The organism is Rhodococcus sp. LB1, assembly GCF_001583455.1.
GTDB classification, from domain to species: domain Bacteria; phylum Actinomycetota; class Actinomycetes; order Mycobacteriales; family Mycobacteriaceae; genus Rhodococcus_F; species Rhodococcus_F opacus.
Genome location: NZ_LTCZ01000434.1, coordinates 83,341 through 105,032, shown reverse-complemented (window position 1 = coordinate 105,032; position 21,692 = coordinate 83,341). Strand labels below are relative to the sequence as shown.

The window sequence follows — 21,692 nt, the reverse complement described above, 5'->3', positions numbered from 1 at the left end:
CACCGGCACCGGCCGCAACCACCCATCCAGCACCACCACCTCCACACCCACCGCCGGACCCCCCACCGTCACCGCACCCCCCGCCACCAACGCACCACTGACCGTCGCCTGCACCGTCACCTCCGTCGGCCCATACGCATCGAACAACTCCCGCCCCGCCGCCCACCGCGCCACCAACTCCGGCCCCAACACCTCCCCCGCCACCACCAACACCCGCACCGACCCCAACACCCCCGACTCCACCGTCGCCAACACCGACGGCGTCACAAAACAATGCGTCACCCCCTCCACCGCCAACCACTCCCCCAACGCCGCACCCCCGAACACCCCCACCGGCGCCACCACCAACCGCGCCCCCACCGAAAACGCCATCAACCACTCGTACACCGACGCATCAAAACTCGGCGACGCCACATGCGACACCCGACACCCCGACCACAAACCAAACCGAACCCGCACCTCCTCAACCAAATTCGCCAAACCCCCATGCGTCACCACCACCCCCTTCGGACGCCCCGACGACCCCGACGTATACATCACATACGCCGCATCCCCCCCCCACAACCGCCGCACCCGATCCCCATCCGACACCCCCACCCCCGACACCCCCACCACCACACCCCAATCATCAACCCGCAACCACTCCACCACCGACGGCAACACCACCCCCGACACCGACAACCCCACCACCGCACCCGAATCCACCAACAACTCCCGCACCCGCACCTCCGGCAACCCCGGATCCACCGGCACAAACGCCGCCCCCGACTTCACCACCGCCCACACCGCCACCACCAACTCCACCGACCGCGGCACCGCCACCCCCACCACCACACCCGGACCCACACCCCGCCCGATCAACACCCGCGCCCACCGATTCGACCACTCATCCAACTCCCCATACGACAACTCCACACCCCCACACGACACCGCCACACCACCCCCACCCAACCCCACACCCCCCGCCAAAATCTCCGGCAACAACCGCACCCCCACACCAGCCCTACCCCGCACCGGCACCAACACCCCCCGCTCCACCACACCCAACACATCCACACGAGCCAACGGTGTATCCGGTGCCTCGACCGCGGCGGCGAGAATGTGGGAGAGGCGCTGCGCGTCACCGGGACCGTGCACGTCGACGGTCCAGGAACCGTCCCGGTCGTCGACCTCCACGAACACCCCGCCACCGGCGGAGTCCCACCGCTTCACGACGGCGACGGCACCCGCGCCGATGCGCTCGACGCCGAGCGGTTCCCGCATGCCGCCCGCGACGGACCACGAGTCCACCGGACCATCTGTGGAAGCGAGGAACCGGTGTCTCCGGGATCTCCGCAGTTGCAGACCCACGTGCCGTGTCAGCGCATCGAACGTGAGTTGCGGTGCGAGGGAGAGCCTCACGGGTGTGGTGGACCCTTGCGACCGGTGCCCGACCACCACGTCGTCGACGGCCGTGCGGCTGTGCCAGTACACCGCCAGCGCGGCGAGTAGGACGGCGGCGGGACCGCCACCGCTGCGGCGTGCGAGCCGTACGAGCGCGCCGTCGGCGGGAATGGTGAACGGGCCGAGGTTCTCCTCCTCGGAGATCGGACCGGGCGGGGTCTCGTGTCGCGGCGCTCCGGCGAGCAGGTGCTCCCAGTAGCGGCGGTCGTCCGCCCACGAGTCGCTCTCGCGGTACCGCGCATCGGAGGTCAGCGGGACGGAGGGCGACACGAACGGCCGGGACTCCTGCGGCGGGGTGGGGGCGGATTCCCCCGACACGTAGGTCTCGGCGGTGCGGTGGACGATCGCCGTCATGCCCGGTTCGTCGTTCACCAATCGGTGGTAGCGCTGGAACCACCCGTATCGGCCGTGCGGCAGTCGGAACAGGACGTGCACGTACAGCGGTCCGGTGCCGGGGTCCATCGGGCGGTTCAGCTCGTGGTCGATCCATGTCGTCACGAGTCGGCCGGGGTCGTCGGACGCGGCGGCGTCGAGGACGTCCGGACCGGTCACCGGGGCTCCGGCAACCTGCCCGGGTTCCGGGCCGTCGAGCACGAAAGTGCTGTGCAGTCCGGTGCATTCGGCCAGCGTCTGCTGCAGCACCCGGCAGAACCGGTCTTCGTCGAGCGGGCCGTCGAGTTCGAGATACTGGCCGAAGGAGGCGTCGGGAACACCGGCGCGGAGCACCGCGAGCTGGTCGTAGGTGAGGGGCAGCACCTCACCGGTACTCATGGAATCCTCGCCCGGTCTTACGCCCGAGATGACCGGCCTCGACCAGGTCGACGAGCGGCTCGGGCGGGCGGTAGTGGTCGTCACCGGTCAACTCACGCAGCGCGGTCATCGTGTCGTGGACGTTGTCCAGGCCGATCAGGTCGGCGGTCCGCAGTGGTCCCATCGGGTGGCCGAGGCAGCCTTCGAACAACGCATCGGTGGTGTCCGCGTCGGCGATACCGTCGCCGAGCGCGGTCGCCGCCTCCGCGATACACAGCATGAGGACACGGTTCAGCAGGAATCCAGGTCCGTCGCCGACGACGATGCCGGTCTTGTCGAGTGTGGCGAGGAGCGTCAGCGCACGGTCCAGCGACTGCGGCGACGTCCGCGGCCCCCGCACCACCTCCACGGTGTCCTTGAGCGGGGCGGGGTTCATGAAGTGCAGTCCGACAACCTGTTCCGGTCTCGTGGTACTCGCGGCGAGTCTGTCGATGGGGATGCCGGAGGTGCACGACGCGAGTAGCGCGTCGGGTGCGCACACACGGTCCAGTTCGGCGAAGACCTTCTCCTTGAGGTCGATTCGCTCGGGGACGCATTCGATGACGACGGCGGCGTCCCGCAGATCGGTCAGCTGCCCGGTCCAGTGCACCCGCGCGGCGGCTTCGGCGGGTTTCGGACCACCGGCCCGGCCGAGGAGTATCGCGAGCCGCAGCGAGTCGCGCATCCGAGACCGCGCCTGTTCGACGGCCCGCGGGTCGGGGTCGACGACGATCACGTCGTGGCCGGCCTGCGCGAGACATTCGGCCACCCCGGCGCCCATGGTCCCCGCCCCCACCACACCGACGCTCATCGCACTGCCTTCACTCATCGCGCCGCCTCCGTCGAAAAGCCTGTGTCGTCCTGGTGCACGTACTCCATCGCCACCTCCTGGGTGGGCAGGTCGGGATGAGCCACGAGTCCGGCCAGCAGCCGCCGGAGGTCGGTGAGCATCGCGGTAGCCGTGCTCCGGTCGAAGAGGTCGGTGGCGTAGTCGAGTTCGAGGGTGAGTGCCGTCGGACCGCGGGTCCACGACAGCCCGAGTTCGACGGGCGACAGGTCTGCCCGTTCGGCGCTGTCGTCGCGCTCCCCGTCGCAGCGCACGGGGAAGTCCTGCGCCGCCGTGTCGGCCGCGCGAGGATCCGAAGACAGCTCCCGGCGTACGGTCTCCACCAGCTCCGGGTAGGTGGGATCTCCCGACAGGTCCGCGACCACGAGCCGCGGCGATGCCCCCGGTCCCGGGGCGGTGCCCACGGCCACCTCGTCCTGCGCCGTGTACCAGGCGAGGAGCGTGAGCCAGGCGGCGAGCAGTTCCGGGTGGCCCGGTTGTCCGTCGAGTGTCGCCGTCACCCGTGCGGTCGAGTAGCTCGGCGGTTCCGCGCCGGTCGAGGGTTGCCGGGGCCGGTCGGCCGGGACCAGGGGTGGCGCCACCAGCCGCGCCACCGGGGCGGGGGCCGCGTCGGTCAGGAACACGGAAACAGGTTGTGTGCGAGGCGCATCCGCGACACCTTCGAGGATGCGGACGTATTCGGCGCACAGCGCGGCGGCAGTCTGCTCGGTGAACAGTTCCGTGCTGAACTCGAGCCCGGCCGCCATGCCGTCCTCGCCGCCCCGCTCCGTGGTGACGAGGGTGAGATCGAACTTGGCCGTGCCGGACGGCACCCCGCCGAACGCGATGGCCGCGGGATCCTCCTGGTCGAACAGCGTCTCGGTGAGTCCTTGCTGCGACTGCAGCGCCGGCAGTTCCTGGTGGACGTGGCAGACGTCGAACAGTGGTGTCCGGCTCAGGTCCCGGTCGCCGGTGAGTGCGGTCACGACGCGGTCGAACGGGATCTCCTGGTGTTCGAGGGCGCCGAGCACGACATCACGCACGCGTGCGCACAGCTCCGTGATGTTCGGGTCCCCGGACAGGTCGGCGCGCAGTGCCACCGTGCTGTTGAAGTACCCGATCATGCCGGACAGTTCCGGCCGGTTGCGTCCGGTCGTCGGTGTCCCGACCACGAGGTCGCGCTGGCGGCTGCGGCTCGCCATGAGGAGGTAGAACGCGGAGAGCAGCACCACGAACAGCGACACGGACTCCCTCCGGGCCACGGCCCGCAGGCTCCGGGTCAGCTCCTCGGAGACGGTGAACGTGTGGAACGCGCCGGTGAAGTTCTTCCGCTCCGGACGCGGGAAGTCGGTGGGCAGCCGGAGCAGCGGTACGTCCTCCAGAACGGTTCTCCAGTATTCGAGTTCGGAGTCGAGCGCGGCACTCGCGATGAGTTCCCGCTGCCACAGGGCGTAGTCCCAGTACTCGATGGGGAGCGGTGCGAGGTCGGCGCGGCGGCCGGCGCGGCGTGCCGCGTACAGGGCGGGCAGTTCCTGCTCGAAGATTCTCGGCGAACCCCCGTCGTTGACGGAATGGTGGGTGGTGACCTGCAGGACGTGCTCGTCGGGGCCGATCCTGATGAGCAGTGCCCGCACAAGCGGGTCGGTGGCCAGGTCGAACGGTGCCACCGCGGCCTCGTGCACGAGGGCCCGGGCCGCGGCCACCGGATCCGGTTCGCCCGACACGTCGGCGGTGCGGAAGAAGTCGCCGAGGGTTTCGCGGATCCGCAGTTCCGGCTCCCCGTCGACCTCGACGTAGTTGGACAGCAGCACCCGGTGCCGTGCGGCGAGGTCGTCCCACATTCCCCGGACGGCGGATTCGTCGATCGGCCCGTGCAATTCGCTGACCATCGGCAGGTTGTAGATGGTCGTGTCGGCGTCGAGTTGGTGATGGAACCACATGCGTACCTGACCGAACGACATCACGTGCCGCCCCCGCGGCATGATCGGAGGCAGCCCACCGGACGCGGACGTGCCGTCCGCGAGGAGTGCGGCGAAATCTGCGACCTTCGGCCGCTCGTAGAGGTCGATGAGTTTGGGCCGGACCCCGTATCGGTCCGACACCCGGTCGACGAGTTGCATGCCGATGAGCGAGTTTCCACCGAGGTCGAAATAGTCGTCGTCGGCGCCGACGTCCCTCTCGCTGTGGAGCAACTCGCGCAGTGTCGTCTGCAACCAGTCGAGGCTGTCTTCCGGCGCGGCCGTCACCGATTGCGGGCTCGGTTCCGCCGACGGATTGTCCGCGGCGTCGTCCCAGTCGGGTTGGCCCGGGAGGTCGAACCAGCACCGCGAACCGCGCATCGGGTGGCCGGGTAGGCGCACTCGCCAGGCGGAGTCGTCACCACGGTCGACGGCCGCCCAGTCGAGGTCGACTCCGCGCTCGTACAGCCGGGCGAGGAGATGGGTGACCGCGTCGGACGTGTCCGGCGCACGGAGTATGTCGACGTCCGGCGTGTCGCGGAGAGCGTCGGCGAGCAGTGCGCCGAGGCGTCCCTCGGGGCTCGGCTCCACGAAGACGACGGGGCCGTCCGCGAGCATTCCCTTCGCGACGGCGACGAGCCGGTCGGTGTCGATCGAGGGGTCCGCGGCCGCGGCGGCGATGTCTGCAGCCTCCACCGCCGACAGTGTGTCCCGCAGATACCGGGCCGCGTACCGGGACACGCCGCCGCTGAGGACGGCGTCGACGGTGACGCCCGCGGCCCGGAGGTCACGGTGGACGGCGATCTGGCCGGCGAGGAGGTCCGCCTCGTCGCCGGTGGCCGGAAGCTCCGACGGCAGGGTGCCTCCGCGCAGTGCGGGCGGCATCCGGTCGGGCGACAGCAGCAACGCCACGGCGGGGCGTTGCCGGGTGGTCGGTGCGGAGTCCTCGCCGCGGGCGTCGAGTTCGGCGGCGCGGGCAGCGAGCGACTGCGCGAGTTCGGCGATGCTGCGTGCGTGCACCGCCACCCGGTGGTCGTGGTGCGGGCGGCCGTGATTGAGGGTGAAGACCACATCGTCGAGGTCGTGCCCGCGCACGGCCGTCGCCAGTTCCGTACACAGCGTGGCGAGGGCGCCCACGCTCTTCGCCGACACCCCGACCAGTCGACTCGTAGTGCCGGCGCGCGATCCGGTGGCACGCGCGGGCGGTTGTTCCACCACGCAGTGCGCGTTGATGCCGCCGAGGCTGAACGAACTCACCCCCGCCCGCCGGGGTCCGGTCTCGTCGCTCCACGTCCGGGCCTCGGTGACCACCTCGATTCCGTTGCCCGCGAGGTCGACTCCACCGGTGGGTCGTTCGAAATGCAGCGACGGGTACAACTCGCCGTGCTCGACGGCCAGGATCGCCTTCACGAGGCCGGACACCCCGGCGGCGTGATCGAGGTGACCGATGTTGGTCTTCACCGAACTGATCGGCAGTACGCCGGGACGGCCCCGGAACGCGGACGTGATCCCTTCGAGTTCGACCGCGTCGCCGAGTGGAGTTCCCGATCCGTGGGCCTCGAGGTACCCGGCATCGTCCGGGGTGAGACCCGCCTTCTGCCAGGCCCGGGAGATGACGGCCACCTGCGCCCGGGCGCTCGGGGAGCTGATCGTCGCGGACGAATGCCCGCTGGACACCGTTGCGGTGCCGCGGATCACGGCGTGGACGGGGACGCGGTCGGCGCGGGCGCGGGCCATCGTGGTGAGGAGGAGCGCCGCACCGCCCTCCCCGACCGCGGTGCCGTCCGCGTTCGCGTCGAACGCGCGGCAACGCCCGCCGGGTGACATCAGTTCCGCGGATCCCTCCGCCATGTCGGCGCGGAGACCGTTCACCCGCAGACTGACTCCGCCTGCGAGGGCGAAGTCGGCGTCACCCGACCGCAGCTCCCGGCAGGCGTGGTGCACCGCGATCAGCGACCCGTTGCAACCCGAGTCGACGGCGTAGCAGGGGCCGGTGAGGCCGAGCTGGTAGGCGATCCGGGCCGGCACGGCGAACGGAACGTTGCCCAGTGTGCTCAGCACACCCGGTTCCGCCCACATCGCCGGATACGTCGAGGTGGCGGCGCTGAACACCACCGCCGTCGCGCTGTCGCGGAACTCCGCCACCGAGTATCCGGCGTCCTCGACCGCCTGATACGCGAGGACCAGTGCGAGCCGCTGCTGCGGGTCGATCAGCGTCGCTTCCCGTTTCGACAGGGTGAAGAAGGCGTAGTCGAACGTGGAGATGTCCTCGACGAAACCCATCGCGTGGTAGTGGGAGGGAGGTCCCAGCCCGGTCGCCTTCGCCCGTGACCGCGACAGCGGGCGCACCGAATCCCGGCCCGCCGCGAGATTGGCGCGGAACTCCGCCAGGTTCGCGGCCTCGGGGTAGCGCGCGGCGATGCCGACCACGGCGATGTCGTCGTCGCCCGGTGCAGGATCCGGTGTGGGATGTCGCACGGTCACGGTTGCCTCCTCCCGGCTGGTCAGAACTCGTAGGTGGCGGGCGCGGACGCCTCGCTCGTGTCGGTGGACTGCGAAATCGCCTCGGCCTGCGCCGCCACGGTGACGAGGTCGAACAGCTGGCCCACCCGCAGAGCCCCGGGCCAGCGTTCGTCGAGACGACGTTGCAGTTCCACGACGCGATGCGAGTTGCCGCCGACGTCGAAGAACCCGTCTTCGGGACCGAAGTCGTCGTGCCCCAGCACGGCCGCCCAGTGCTCGGCGACCGACCGTTGCAGCGTCGTCCAGCGTTGCCGCGACTCGCCGGGCGCAGGCGCTGCCTCGGAGACGAGTGCGCGCAGCGCGTTCTCGTCCACCTCGCCGTCCGCCGTCCGCGGGACGGCACCGAGTGCGACGAATCGCGTGGGAACCGATCGGGCGTCGAGCCGCCCGGCGCTGAACTCCCGCAGGTCGTCCGCCATCGGTAGCACGGCCGCCGCGGCTGCCGGGACCCAGAAGGCGGTGACACCCGTCGCGCTCGTGAGGACCACCGCTTCGCGGACCGCCGGATGACTCGCCACGACGTCCGTGACCGACCGCGCCGGACGCCCGGTGGCGCCTACGCTCAGCAGTCGTCCGGACCGGTTCCACCGTGCGAGCGCGCCGGTCCGGACCATCCGGGAGCCCGGGACGCCGAACGGATTCGCCACGAACGTCGCGGCCGCCGCCCTTGCCGAGGTGTGGTGCTCCCGCGTATCGGCCACGTACACCGCACCGGTCACGCCTTCGGGGGTGAGCTGCAACCGGGGATCGAGCACGACGGTCTCGGCCGCCGCGCTCCATTCGCGAATCCGGGTGCGCTCGTCCGGGGCCAGCACGTCGACGTCTCCGACGGCGACTGTCGGATCCGCGACGAACGCAGCGAGGATCCGGGTGAACCGATCGGCCAGGGCCTGCACGGTCGCCGCATCGAAGAGGTCGGTGGCGTAGGTGAATCCCGCCGTCATCCCTTCCGGTGTTCCGGCCTCGTCGTACCGCTCGCGCACCGTCAGCTGCAGGTCGAAGAGCGACACCTCGACATCGGGTTCGAGAACTTCGGCCTCCAGGTGCGGGAGGGCGAGATCGGGATGTTCGGTGTTCCGGAACTCGAGCAACACTTGGAACAGGGGTGAATGCGACTGGGACCGAGGCGGGTTCAGCGCCTCCACCACCCGCTCGAACGGCACGTCCGCGTGGGCGTAGGCCGCGAGGTCGGTCTCGCGGACCCGGGCGAGCAGATCGTCGAAAGTCCCCGACACGTCGGTCCGCAGCACGAGCGTGTTGACGAACATTCCCACCACGTCGTCGAGGACGGCCTCGCCGCGGCCGGCGATCGGCGACCCGATCACCACGTCGCCGGTACCGCCCGAGCGGGCCAGCAACACGGCGAGGGCCGTGTGCACGACCATGAACACGGTGCACCGGCGGGTCCGCGCCAACGCCACCGCGTCCCGGTGCAGGTCGGCGCCGATCCCGAACGTCACCCGGTCGCCGGTGGCCGATCGCCTCGGCGGACGGTCACGGTCCGCAGGCAACGCGCTCACCGCGGGCGCGTCGGCGAGGGCGGATCGCCAGTAGTCCAGTTGCCGCGACAGCAGGGAGTCCGCGTCGTCCTCCGAGCCGAGGAGTTCCCGCTGCCACACGGTGTAGTCGGGGTACTGCACCGGCAGCGGCTCCCATCCCGGCGCGCAGCCCTCGGACCGCGCGGTGTAGGCCGTCATCACGTCGCGGGCGAGCGGAACCATCGAGAACCCGTCGGCCGCGATGTGGTGCACCACGACGACGAGGGTGTGCTCCCGGTCGCCGAGTTCGAACAGCCTGGCCCGCATCGGGACTTCGGTGGCGACGTCGAAACCCGCGGACACGAGTTCCGAGATCTGTTCGCGTACCGGATCGTCGGACGTCGACACGGTGAGCTGCGCGACGTGGCCCGCACCGACGATCACCTGGGTGGGTCCCGAATCGCCGTACGGGTACCGGGTGCGGAGCGATTCGTGCCGGTCCACCACGTCGGCGAGGGCGGCGGCCAGTGCGTCGGCGTCGAGGTCACCCGACAGCCGGACGATCATCGCGACGTTGTACGCGGGCGAGGACGGGTCGAACTGATTGAGGAGCCACATCCGGTGCTGCGCCCACGACAGCGGCACCGGGTCGGGGCGCCGGGGCACTGCGATCGCAGGCCGGGCCTCGCCGCCCGCGGTCTCGCGCGCGATCCGTGTCGCGAGCGCCCGCACGGTCGGGGTCTCGAACACGTCCCGCACACCGACGTCCGTGCCGAGCGCGGAGTTGATCCGCGCAACCACCTGCGTCGCGGTCAGCGAGTTGCCTCCGGCCGCGAAGAAGTCGTCGTCGGCTCCGACGACGCCGGTCCCGAGTACCTCGGCGAACACGTCGGCCACCGCGGATTCGAACGGGGTGGCGGGGGCACGGAAGATGCGGGGTGCGAATTCGGGCTCCGGCAGTGCGTGCCGGTCGACCTTGCCGTTGGCGCCCAGCGGCAGTCGGTCGAGGACCGTCACCGAGGCAGGCACCATGAACGGCGCGAGGACGGATCCGGCGAACTGCATCACCTCGCTCGTGTCGAGGTCTGCGCCGTCCTCTGCCGTGACGTATCCGGCGAGGACCGCCTCGGCAGCGGGCGTGTGGCGGACCACGACCACCGCCTGCGCGACACCGGGGCAGCGGGTGAGCGCCGCCTCCACCTCCCCCGGCTCGACCCGCTGGCCGCGCAGTTTGACCTGGAAATCGTTGCGGCCCAAATATTCCAGCCGACCGTCCTTCGTCCAGCGCATCAGGTCGCCGGTGCGGTACATGCGTGATCCCGGGTGGTCGAACGGGTTCGCCACGAACGAGGCGGCGGTCACTCCCGCCCGCCGGTGGTAGCCACGCGCCAGACCTTCGCCCAGCACGTACAGCTCACCCACCACACCGACCGGCACGGGACGCAACCACTCGTCGAGGACGAGTTCGCGGACACCGCGCATCGGGTGGCCGATCCGCACGGGGTCGCCGGGTGTCATCGGGTCGCCGATGTTCGACATCACCGTCGTCTCGGTCGGACCGTAGCCGACGAGCAGGGTGCGCCCGGACGCCCAGCGGGCCAGCAACTCCGGCGGGCAGCGTTCGCCGCCGACGACGAGCGTGCGGAGCAGCCGCAGACCTCGCGGGTCGATCGTGGCCAGGACCGCGGGGGTGGCGAACGCGTGCGTGATCCTCTCCGCCGCCAGCAGTTCCGTCAGTGCGGCGCCGCCGTAGACGTGCGGCGCCGCGATCACCAGTCGCGCACCGGCGCCGAACGCCGCGAGGTATTCGAGCATCGTCGCGTCGAACCCGGGCGACGCGAGATTCAGGACACGCGAGGCATTCGTCGTCGCGTACCGGGTGCGCTGATCGATCGTGAAGTTCTGCAATCCCGCATGGGGGATCACGACGCCCTTCGGTGCCCCCGTCGATCCGGACGTGTACATCAGATACGCCGGATGGCCCGGTCTCAGCGGCACGACCCGGTCGTCGTCGGTGATCGGACGGGACTCCCATCGCCGCGTCGGGCCCGGATAATCGAGGAGCAGCCACTCCACGCCGTCCGGCATCCGGTCGCGCTGTTCGGCGACCGTGAGTCCCGCCACCGCCCCGCAGTCGGCGAGGATGTCGGCGATCCTCCCCGGCGGCAGACTCGGATCCACCGGGACGAACGACGCACCCGACTTCGCCACCGCCCACACCGACACCACCAGTTCCACGGATCGGACGAGCCCGATCGCCACGTGATCCTCCGGTCCGATTCCGCGGCGGATCAACACCCAGGCCAGGCGGTTCGACCAGTCGTCGAGTTCGCGATACGACATCACCGCGTTGCCGTACGACAGCGCGACGGCGTGCGGGTCCCGGGCGGCCGCGGCGGAGAGGATCTCCGGCAGCAGCCGGGTCGTGCCGGTGGGCCGCCCGCGCACCGGGACGAGTGCCTCGCGCTCGCCGGGGGACAGCAGATCGAATCGGGCCAGGGGAACGTCCGGGTCGGCGACCACCGCGTCGAGGAACCGTACGTATCGTTCGGCGAACTTGCGGACGGTCGCGGCGTCGAAGATATCGGTGGCATAGGTGAATCCCGCGCTGATCCCGGCCGGCGACCCGTCCTCTCCGAATCGTTCGGCCAGGGTCAGCTGCAGGTCGAAGGTGGAGACGGAGACGCCGAGGTCGATCTCCGCCACCTCCAGTTCCGGCAGGCTCGGAGTGGGCCGCACGACGTCCTGGAATTCGAACAGCACCTGGAACAACGGCGCGTGGGCCGTGGTGCGCGGGAGAGCGAGCGCCTCGACCACCCGCTCGAACGGCACCTCCGCGTGCGCGAACGCCTCCAGGTCGCGGTCCCGCACGGCGGTGAGCAGCGCGGTGAACGACTCGGCGCCGTGGACGGGGGTGCGCAGTGCCAGGGTGTTGACGAACATCCCCACCACGTCGTCGAGGACGGCCTCACCGCGTCCCGCCACCGCGGATCCGATCACCACGTCGGTGGTGCTTCCCAAGCGGGACACCAGGACCGCGAATGCCGCGTGCGTCACCATGAACACGGTCGCATCGTGTTCGCGTGCAAGGGCGACCACCTTCCGGTGCAGGCGGTCCCCGATGTCGAACGACTCCCGCTCGCCGGCGAGCGACCGGTGTTCGGGACGTGCGCGATCCATCGGCAGGTCCGTCACGACCGGCGCGTCGGCGAGCGCGGAACGCCAGTACCCGAGCTGGCGGGACATCAGGGAGCCGGGATCGTCCTCCGATCCGAGCAGCGCCCGCTGCCAGATGCTGTAGTCGGCGTACTGCACCGGAAGCGGCACCCAGGCCGGCGCGTGGCCCCGCGCCCGGGCGGTGTACGCGGACGTGATGTCCCGGGCGAGCGGGCCCAGCGACAGCGCGTCCGCCGCGATGTGATGGACCACCAGGGCGAGGGCGTGATCTCGCGGACCGACCTCGAACAGGTGCGCCCGCAACGGAACCTGCGCGGTCACCTCGAAGCCCGCGGACAGCGCCGCCGCGAGCCGGTCCCGGAGGTCGCTCTCCCCCGACACCGTGACCGCGCGGAGACGGGGCACCGCCTCCGCCGCCGGGATCACCGACTGCACGGGCGTGTCGCCCCGCATCGGGAAGATCGTCCGCAACGCCTCGTGCCGGTCCACGACGTCCGTCAGCGCCGTGTGCAGCGCCGCGACGTCGAGGTGGCCGCGCAATCGGAAGGCCGCCGCGATGTTGTAGGCGGGCGACGTCGTGTCGAACTGGTCGAGGAACCACATCCGCGTCTGCGCGAGGGACACCGGCGCCGCCGCGGAACGGTCCATCGCCACCAGCGGCGGCCGGTCCGCCGATGCCGCTCGGCTCACCCGTGCCGCCAGCGACCGCACCGTCCGCGCCTCGAAGACGTCACGCACTCCCACACCCGCACCGAGCACACCGTGAATCCGCGCCACGACCTTCGCCGCGATCAGCGAGTTGCCGCCGAGCGCGAAGAAGTCGTCGTCGACCCCGACCGCGGGCACGCCGAGCAGCGCGGCGAAGATGACGGTGAGCGACTCCTCGACGGGAGTGCCCGGCGCCGCGAATTCGGCGCGGGAAGCCGTGACGGGCGCCGGAAGTGCCGCCCGGTTCAGTTTCCCGTTGACGGTGAGCGGGAGCCGCTCGAGGATCGTCACCGAGGCCGGGACCATGTACGACGGCAGAGCGGTTCCGGCGAATTCCAGCACGGCCTCCGTGTCGACGGTCGCACCCGGCTCGGGCACCACGTACGCCGCCGGAGCCGGGCCGGTCACCGGATCCTCGTGCAGGGTCACCACTGCCTGCGCGACCCCGTCGCACCGGCCCAGCACCCATTCCACTTCGCCGAGTTCCACCCGGAATCCGCGGATCTCGACCTGGAGGTCGTCGCGTCCGAGGTAGTCGAGACTCCCGTCGCGTCGCCACCGCACGACGTCCCCGGTCCGGTACATCCGGGCGCCCGACGCATCCGCGACGAAGCGGGACGCCGTGAGCCCGGCGCGGCCCAGGTAGCCGCGCGCGACCTGCGGTCCCGCCACGTACAGTTCGCCGGCCACACCGACCGGCACCGGATGCAGCCGCGCGTCCAGCACCGACACCCGGAATCCGGGGATCGGCCGCCCTACCTTGCTCGTCCACGCGGCGGCGGCGAGCCCGCGACCGAGCGGGAGGTGCGTGACGTGCACCGTCGTCTCGGTGATGCCGTACATGTTCACGAGCACGGGCGCGTCCTCGCCGTGGCGTGAGTACCAGCGTTCGAGCTGCCCGAAGTCGAGCGCCTCGCCGCCGAGCACGACGTAGCGCAGCGGCGGCGGGCCGGCGCCGTCCTCCGTGTCGTTGGCCTCGATCAGCTGCGAGAACGCCGTCGGGGTCTGGCTCAGCACCGTCACCTGTTCGCGGCGCAGCAGCGCGAGGAACGCGGCGGGCGACCGGGTGGTGTCGAAGTCGACGACGACGAGCGTCCCGCCGTGCAGCAGCGCGCCCCACAACTCCCAGACCGAGAAGTCGAATGCCGGGGAGTGGAACATCGTCCACACGTCGGTGTCCCCGAACCGGAACAGGTCCCGGGTGCTCGTGAAGAGCGAGACCACGTTGCGGTGCGACACCGCGACGCCCTTCGGCCGTCCCGTCGATCCCGACGTGTAGACGACGTAGGCCGACGAGTCCGGATCGTCCGGTGCCCGTTCCGCGTCGGTCAGCGGGTCCGCGGAGCTGCCGCCGAGATCCGTGTCCGTCGAATCGAGGAGCAGGACGGGAATGTCCGATGCCGGCAGCGACTGTGCGGTGTCCCGGGTGGCCAGAGTGCACACCGGGTGGGCGTCGTCGAGGACGAGCGCCGAGCGCTCACCGGGATGGTCCGCGTCGATGGGGAGATAGGCGGCCCCGGCCTTGACGATCGCCACGAGTGCGACGACGAGCGCCGCCGATCGCGGCATCGCGACCGCGACCGACGACTCCGGACCCACGCCCCGCGCGAGCAGGTGCCGTGCAAGGCGGTTCGACCGGGTATCGAGGTCGCCGTAACTCATGCGCTCGCCGCCCGACACGACGGCGATGGCGTCGGGGCTCCGCGCTGCCCGGGCGGCGAACAGCGCACCGAGTGTCGTCTCGTCGGCGGCATCCGCCGGACGGGACGACCAGTCCTGCAGCAGAGCGCGTTCGGCCGATCCGACCAGGTCGATGTCGCCGATCACGACGGACGGATCCGCGGCGGCGGCCTCGGTGGTCCGCACGAACCGCCGAGCGATTCCCGCAACGGTGGCGGCGTCGAACAGGTCTGTCGCGTAGGCGAATCGGGCCGTCGTGCCCGACACCGTCACGCGCAGGTCGAGGTCGCCGAGTTCCGCTGCCTGGTCCGAGAATTCGAGCAGTACCTGAAAGAGCGGTGCGTGTGACGTGGACCGCGGTGGGTCGAGGATGTCCGCGATTCGCCGGGCGGGCACACCGCGGTGGGCGAAGGCCTCCGCGGCGGCGTCCCGCACGGTGCCGACGTACTCGCCGAAGCGGTCCGAGCCGCGCACGTGGGTCCGCAACACCACCGGGTCGGTTTCCGTCCCCGTGCCGATGACGACGTCGTCGGTCCGAGCCGATCGTGCCAGCACCAGCGCCAGCACCGCATGGATCACGGTGGCGGCGTCCGTGCGGTGTCCGGCGGCGAACGCTTCCAGGGTGCGCCGCAGATCCGGGTCGAGTGCGACATCGACGGCGGCGCTGCGGTGGGACGGCCGCGCGGGCCGCGGACGGTCGGTGGGCAGGTCCAGCACCGGGGGTGCGTCCGCCAATGTGCGCGTCCAGAAGTCGATCCGGGCCGTCTCCTCGTGGACGGTGCTGAGCGCGGCGTCCGCGTCGGCCGCGACGAAGTCGCCCAGCAGTTCCAGGAATTGCCGGTGGTGTTCGCCGACCTCGTCGGCGTCGTACCGGTTGGGGTTGGCCAGGAAGTGGACGAAGGTCCGGACCGGTGTGCCGCTCCGGTACACGTTGACGAGCAGGTCCTCGACCGGCCCGGACGTGACGATGTGGTACTCGCCGACGAGCGGCCCCAGAGCGAGTTCCTGGTGGAAGAGCATCACGTTGACCATCGGTCCCGACAGCGTCTCCGTGGCACCGGCGCCCGCGTCGCGCCGGATGTCGCCGAGCCCGAAACGCTGGTGTCGCAGCGCGCCCATCAGGTCGAGTTGCACCCGCGCCACCAGCTGCCCCACCGTGTCCCCGGGGCGGATCTGCACGGGAAGCGGCACGACGCCCGCCACCATTCCGCCGGACCGTCGCAGGGTCGCGGTGGTGCGTGCCGACACCGGGATCTTCACGAGCACGTCCCGGCGTCCCGTCGTCCTCGACAGGTAGCAGGCGAACGCGGCGATGATCTTCGCGGTCCCGTGGGCGCCGGCGTCGCCGAGCGCTCGCTCCGCCGCGTCCGGCAGGGGCGCGGTGACGTCGGTGCTCGTGGCGACCGCGGGCCCGGTCCGTCGGGCCAGGCTCGATCCGGGTCCGAGACCGCCGACCCGTTCGGCCCAGAACTGCCGGTCCGCGGCGAAGCGGGACGACGACCGGTACTGCTGATCGGCGTCGTACAGATGCCGGGGGTCCACGGCCTCGTTGGGCGGCAGTTCCCGGTCGAGCACCTCCGCGGTGTACCGGGCCGCGATGCGGTTGAGCATCGTCATCGCACCGTAACCGTCCAGGGCGACGTGGTGAATCTTGCTGTACCACAGGTAGTGCGCGTCACCGACGCGAAGAATCGACGATTCGACGAGGCGGTCGCGAGTCGGATCCAGCGGGGTCTCGCAGTCGGCGCGCATCCATCGGCGGGCGGCGTCCACCGGTTCGGCGTCCCCGCGGAAGTCCATCAGGCCGATCGACCGGTCCGTCGACGGGTCGACCAGTTGGAACGGCTGACCGTCCTTGTCGATCAACCGGAGGAAGGGCGATCCGAATTCGTCGGCGGTCGCGACGGTGGCCTCGCGCAGAAGGTCGACGTCCAGGTCGCCGTGCACCTCGACGTACTGGGCGATGCACAGCGGCACGTCGGGGGCCAGTTGCTGGGCCAGCCACGCCTCGTATTGGGCCGACGACAGCGGGAACGGTGCTTCCGCGCTGCCGGCGGCCTCGGTATGGTGCTCACGCAACGCCACCACCTCCGCCGGGCAGCAGGCGGCGTAACGCCGCCTCGTCCACCTTGCTGCTCGGTGCGAGCGGAAGGGCGCCGAGCGCGAGGAAGCGGTCGGGCACCGCCTGCGCGACGAGCCGCTCGGCGCAGTGCGCGATCAGGTCGCGCGGCGTGGGCAGTACGGTCGCTGCGGCCGCGGGCACCCAGAACGCGGTCAAGGCCGTCTCCCCGTGTTCGTCTGCGGTCGCGAGAACCACGGCCTGGTGTATCGCGGGGTGACCCTCCAGGACGGCCTCCACCGCGTGTCTCTCGACCCGGGCGCCACGCACTTTCACCTGTCCGTCGAACCGGCCGCAGAATTCGATGTCGCCGTGCGGATCGACGCGCGCGAGGTCACCCGTGTGATACATCCGGGCGCCCGGCCGCTCCGCGAAGGGGTCGGCGACGAAGCGGGCCGCGGTGACGGCCGGGCGGGACGCGTAGCCCTCGGAGATCTGCGGACCGCCGACGTACAGGTCCCCGACCGTTCCGTACGGCACCTCGACCAGTTTCGCGTCGAGGACGTAGGCCGTGCTCGCCCCCAATGGTCTGCCGATCGGCGCGATCGAGGCGGGCACGTCGCGCACCGGATGAGCCAGGCAGCTGACGGTCGTCTCGGTCGGACCGTACTCGTTGCTCAGCGGGACCCCGGGCAGCACCGCGCGATGCTGTTCGACGAGCGTGCCCGGAAGTGCCTCTCCCGCAAGCGTCACCAACCGCAGACGTTCGCGCAGCGGGGTGAGATGCGGCAGCAGCAGCCGGTAGAAGGACGGGGTCGCGACCAGGTGGGTGGTCTGCCACGTCCGGGCGAGCGCGGCGACCGCCTCGGCGTCCATCAGTGCGCGAGCGTCCGGGAGCACGCTGGTGCCGCCGGTGCACAACGCCCACAGCGTTTTCAGCAGGGAGCCGTCCCACGTGAGGCGGAACGCGGAGAATGTGACGAGGTCGCCGTCGTCGTAGTCATAATTGCGCCCGTCGACCATGTTCGCGAGGTTGGCGCGGCTCGCGACGACAGCCTTGGGGACGCCGGTCGACCCGGACGTGGTGATCACGTAGGCGGCGGTGCCCGCGGGCACGTCCTCGGGAAGATCGGCCGGTTCGGCGACGGGCGGGTGGTCGGCGTCCCGGTCGTGCAGTGCGGGAACACGTCCGCCCGCACTCCGGGCCAGGTCCCGGACCGACTCCGGCGGCGTCTTCGGATCGGTGGACCCGAAGACGATGGCACCGCAGTCGATGTCGCCGAGGAGTGCGCGGAGCTGAACCACCGGGTGTCCGGGTTCGATCACGCACCAGGCCGCACCCAGTCGCAGCGCGGCGATCATCCCGACCACCGTCTCGACGCTCTGCCGCTGGTGGATCAGCACCACCTGGCCCGGCCGCACGCCCAGGGCAGCGAGTTGCCGCGCCAGTGCCTCGCTCGCCGAGTCGAGTTCGCGGTACGTCAGCGACCGCTCGCCCACCACGATCGCGATCCGGCCGGGAACCCGCGCGCACTGGCGGAGAATCCCGGACATCACCCCACCGTTCGCGACCACGTCCGTCATGGCGCCACGTCTCCCGAGAGGACCGCGACGTGGTCGGCGTTCGGCGCCGCAGTACTGCGAACGTCATTGCACAGCAGCAGTATCCGATCGGGGTTCGGGTCGACGACGTCGAAGCCCGCGAATCGCAGGGTCACCAGCATGACCCGGTTGACGTCCGTCGGCACGAACTCGGCGAGCGCCCGCCTTCCGTGCGCGCGGGCCCGCTCGACGACGTGCCGGATCAGCGCCGTCCCGACCCCACGGGACATCACCCGGCACGACATCAGCAGCAGTTGCAGGACGGAATCGTCGCCACGGATCTCGGAGACCGCGAGACCGATCGTGCCGTACCCGCCGAATCGGTCGCCGAGCGACGCCACGAGCACCTCATGGTCGTCCGAGGCGCACAGCCGGCGCAGTTCGTCGATGCCGAAAGTCCGGCCCGTCGTGTTGAGTTGATGAGACCGGACGGTCAGTTCGTGGGCGCGTTCGAGGTCGTCCTCGGTCGCGCGGCGGACCGTCATGACAAGTTCGAGCGAGGCCAGGAACTCGGAGTTGGACCCGTGGAACTCCTGTTCGCTCACCTGACGGATCCGTTCGGCGCGGTACAGCGACCTCCGCTGCCTCGCCTCCTCGGTGACGGCGGGCGGAGTCAGCTCGGGAAGGTCGGGGAACGACGCGATCTGCTCGGCGGGATAACAGCGCACCGGGGGAAGCGCCTCGGACACCTCGGCCCGCTCGACGGGATCGTTGTCGACGAAGGCGATGGTGTCGAGACCCAGATTCAGTGTGTCCGCGATGCGGCGCACGGCTTCCGACTTCGGGCCCCAGCCGACGTCGACGGCGCAGAACAGTTCCTCGATCCCGTGCATGCGCAGGTGCGCGGCGGCGGGTTCGTATTCGCCGCGGCTCGCCACGGCGTGCAGGATGCCGCGACGGTCGAGCACGTCCAGGGCGCGGAGGGCGTCGGCTTTCGGCACGGGGGCGTCCTGTTCGAGGACGACGCCGTCCCAGATGGTGTCGTCGAGATCCCAGACCACGCACTTGACCGTCTGCTCCATCGCGATCACTTCCCGTGCCCGGGTCGATCCGGCAGGCGTCGGAGCAGCGCGCTGCTCCACGCCGCGACCGGGCTGCTGTTCATGATCACGCAGTAGTCGCCGGGCGCCTGTGCGGACGCAGCGTGCTCGAGGTTCGCCGCGACGTCGACGGATCCGAGGTGGCCGAACCGGGCCAGGTTGTCGCGGCAGACCGGATCGATGGTGACGTCGAGTGCCTCCTGCCAGAACGTGAACGCGCCGAGCGACAGGTTCTGCATGAGGAACACGCCGATGGCGTCCTGCTGCAGCCCGTTCCGGGCCAGCAGGTCCGCGTTGATCTCCGTGAACCGCTTCCGGCTCTCGACCGCGAGGCGGAACGAGTACGTGGGTTCGTCGGCGCATTCCTCGACCCAGTCGGTTTCGCGGACGTCGCGGTAGTCGATGTGGAACAGGTCGGCGTATTTCCCGTCGCTGCGGATCATCTGGTCGACGAGTTCGTAGCGCCCGGTCCCCGACGTCGTCAGCAGGACCGCGGCGGCGCCGTCGCCGAGGAGCGTCATCGGCGACCGGTACCGCGACCGGGTCGGTGTCTTCGCCGCCGCGACGACGAGGACGTTCTGGCAACGGGAGTCGCCGCGGAGCAACGCCGACGCGAGCGCGAACGCCCCCGAGACGGACACGCACCCGAGGTCACCCACACTGGTGGTGAACGCCTGGGTCGCGCCGAGCCGGTGCTGCAGCCGCGTCGCCTCGGACGCGAGCAGATACTGCGGAACCCGGCCCTGGACGAGCAGCAGCGCATCGAGCTGAGTGGCGTCGAGGCCCGCCGTCCGGAGCACCTCGTCCGCCGCGGCGTGGGCCAGATCCACCTCGGAGAGCCCGATTCCGATCCGCACCGTGTCGATGCCCAGTGACAATGCGTGCTCGCGCTGAGCGATCGGCAGTTCGTCGAGCTCGGGCAGGCCCGCCACGGTCACCTCGTCGTCCGGGAACCAGAGCGCGACCGAATCGATCGTGACCGGTCGGTCGGCCGTCATCGCGCACCTCCCCCGAGCACGTAGTCACCGATCTGCAGTTCGGCGACCTCCGTCGCGCCCTCGATGATCTGCATGACCTTGGCGTCGCGGAAGAAGCGACCCACCCGGCTGCCGGGGGCGCACCCCGCGGCCCCGAGCACCTGGACCGCCTGCTGGCTCACCGACGCGGCGACGCGGGCAGCGGCGTACTTCGCGGCGATCGTCGTGAACAGCGCGCTCGGCTCGTGGGCATCGCGTTGTTCGGCGGCCCGTTCGCACAGCGCCCGAGCCCCCGCGGCATCGACCCAGCTGCGACCGATGATCGCGCGGACCGAGTCGTGCTCGGACAGCACGGCGCTGCCCTGCACCCGGGTGGACGCGTGTGCGGCGGCGTCGGCGAGACACCCACGCGCCATCCCGGCGCACCCCCAGGCGATTGTGTACCGGCCGTGGTCCAGGGCGGTGCCGACGACGTGGGACAGTCCGAATCCCGGCGGTGCGATCAGGTGGTCGGCGGGGACGACGACGCCGTCCAACGCGATGTGCGCGATCCGGGCGCCGCGCATACCCAGCTGCCCGTGGATCGGTTCGACGGACACTCCGGGTGCGTCCGTTTCGACCAGCGCCGTCGTCAGCCCGGCCTGCGAGCGGCCGAGGACGAGCAGTACATCCGCGACCTCGCCGAACGTGACCCACAGTTTCCGTCCGGAGATCCGGTGATCCGAGCCGTGCGCCTCGAAACTGGTAGTCACAGAGGAGAGGTCGCTGCCGGCTCCGGATTCGGTGGCGGCGAATCCGGCGAGGAGTTCACCGGTCGCCAGGGCCGGCACCCACTGCGCCCGCTGTTCGGCGGTGCCCCACCGATCGAGGGCGGCGTTCACCATCCCCTGCACGGTCAGCAGCGAGCGCAACGACGTGCAGACCGCCCCGAGTCTTTCTGCGACCGAGCCGAGTTCGGCCGCGTTCAGGCCGAGTCCCCGGCAGTCCGTCGTCCGGTCCAGCCCGAGGACTCCCGCCCGCGCGGCGGCCTCGATGACATCGACCGGCAGTCCGGTCTCGTCCCAGGTGCCGGCGTCCGTCTCGGCGGAGGCGACGAGTGTGTCGATACCGATCACGGCGCCGCCCCGTCCGTCGCACGAAGCTGCTCGCCCCGCTTTCTCCGAATGAAGCCCGCTACCCGCGCTGCGGTACGGAAGTTGTCGAGATCGAGATCCTCCACCTCGACCACGACGTCGTGGGAGCCTTCGATGTACGTGACGATCTCCAGGGCCCGCAACGAACTCACCAATCCCAGGGTGAAGTAGTCGTCGTCGGGGCCGAGTTCCGTCGACGTGATCGAGCTCAGGTACTGCCGTAGCTGCTCGACCAGCTCGTCACGGGACTCGGGCACAGGGGCATTTGCTGTGTCCATGGGCCTGGGATTCCCATTTGG

9 protein-coding genes are annotated in these 21,692 nt (G+C 70.7%); all 9 read right to left on the bottom strand.

Annotated features, from left to right (window positions below; all coding sequences use genetic code 11):
- A partial coding sequence (locus AZG88_RS46105) for an AMP-binding protein (RefSeq protein WP_156517771.1) occupies positions 1 to 2,214 on the bottom strand: 2,214 nt, incomplete at its 3' end.
- Complete coding sequence (locus AZG88_RS46100) at positions 2,201 to 3,061, bottom strand: 3-hydroxyacyl-CoA dehydrogenase family protein (protein ID WP_061701383.1); 861 nt, start codon at positions 3,059 to 3,061, stop codon at positions 2,201 to 2,203. The genes AZG88_RS46105 and AZG88_RS46100, both read right to left, overlap by 14 nt.
- On the bottom strand, positions 3,058 to 7,500 hold the full coding sequence (locus AZG88_RS46095) for a condensation domain-containing protein (protein ID WP_061701382.1): 4,443 nt from the start codon (positions 7,498 to 7,500) through the stop codon (positions 3,058 to 3,060). Before AZG88_RS46095 ends, AZG88_RS46100 begins: the two co-directional genes overlap by 4 nt.
- Before the next feature lie 20 nt (positions 7,501 to 7,520).
- Positions 7,521 to 16,667 (bottom strand): non-ribosomal peptide synthetase, encoded by a 9,147-nt coding sequence (locus tag AZG88_RS46090; protein WP_061701389.1) that lies wholly within the window; start codon positions 16,665 to 16,667, stop codon positions 7,521 to 7,523.
- Positions 16,654 to 18,225, bottom strand: a complete 1,572-nt coding sequence (locus AZG88_RS46085; RefSeq protein WP_061045022.1) for an amino acid adenylation domain-containing protein — start codon at positions 18,223 to 18,225, stop codon at positions 16,654 to 16,656. The genes AZG88_RS46090 and AZG88_RS46085 overlap by 14 nt, the downstream gene beginning before the upstream one ends.
- A complete protein-coding gene (locus tag AZG88_RS46080) occupies positions 18,222 to 19,274 on the bottom strand; it encodes an HAD-IIIC family phosphatase (protein WP_061701381.1) in 1,053 nt (350 codons plus the stop codon). Before AZG88_RS46080 ends, AZG88_RS46085 begins: the two co-directional genes overlap by 4 nt.
- Positions 19,271 to 20,281, bottom strand: a complete 1,011-nt coding sequence (locus AZG88_RS46075; protein WP_061045020.1) for a 3-oxoacyl-ACP synthase — start codon at positions 20,279 to 20,281, stop codon at positions 19,271 to 19,273. Before AZG88_RS46075 ends, AZG88_RS46080 begins: the two co-directional genes overlap by 4 nt.
- On the bottom strand, positions 20,278 to 21,375 hold the full coding sequence (locus tag AZG88_RS46070) for an acyl-CoA dehydrogenase family protein (RefSeq protein ID WP_061045019.1): 1,098 nt from the start codon (positions 21,373 to 21,375) through the stop codon (positions 20,278 to 20,280). The genes AZG88_RS46075 and AZG88_RS46070 overlap by 4 nt, the downstream gene beginning before the upstream one ends.
- A complete protein-coding gene (locus tag AZG88_RS46065) occupies positions 21,372 to 21,671 on the bottom strand; it encodes an acyl carrier protein (protein ID WP_005251675.1) in 300 nt (99 codons plus the stop codon). The genes AZG88_RS46070 and AZG88_RS46065 overlap by 4 nt, the downstream gene beginning before the upstream one ends.
- Positions 21,672 to 21,692 lie beyond the last annotated feature (21 nt).

Excerpts from the sequence above, each read along its gene's own strand:
- AZG88_RS46065 (WP_005251675.1), bottom strand. The coding sequence starts at position 21,671 with ATGGACACAGCAAATGCCCCTGTGCCCGAGTCCCGTGACGAGCTGGTC.
- AZG88_RS46085 (WP_061045022.1), bottom strand. The coding sequence starts at position 18,225 with ATGACGGACGTGGTCGCGAACGGTGGGGTGATGTCCGGGATTCTCCGC.
- AZG88_RS46075 (WP_061045020.1), bottom strand. The coding sequence starts at position 20,281 with ATGACGGCCGACCGACCGGTCACGATCGATTCGGTCGCGCTCTGGTTC.
- AZG88_RS46100 (WP_061701383.1), bottom strand. The coding sequence starts at position 3,061 with ATGAGTGAAGGCAGTGCGATGAGCGTCGGTGTGGTGGGGGCGGGGACC.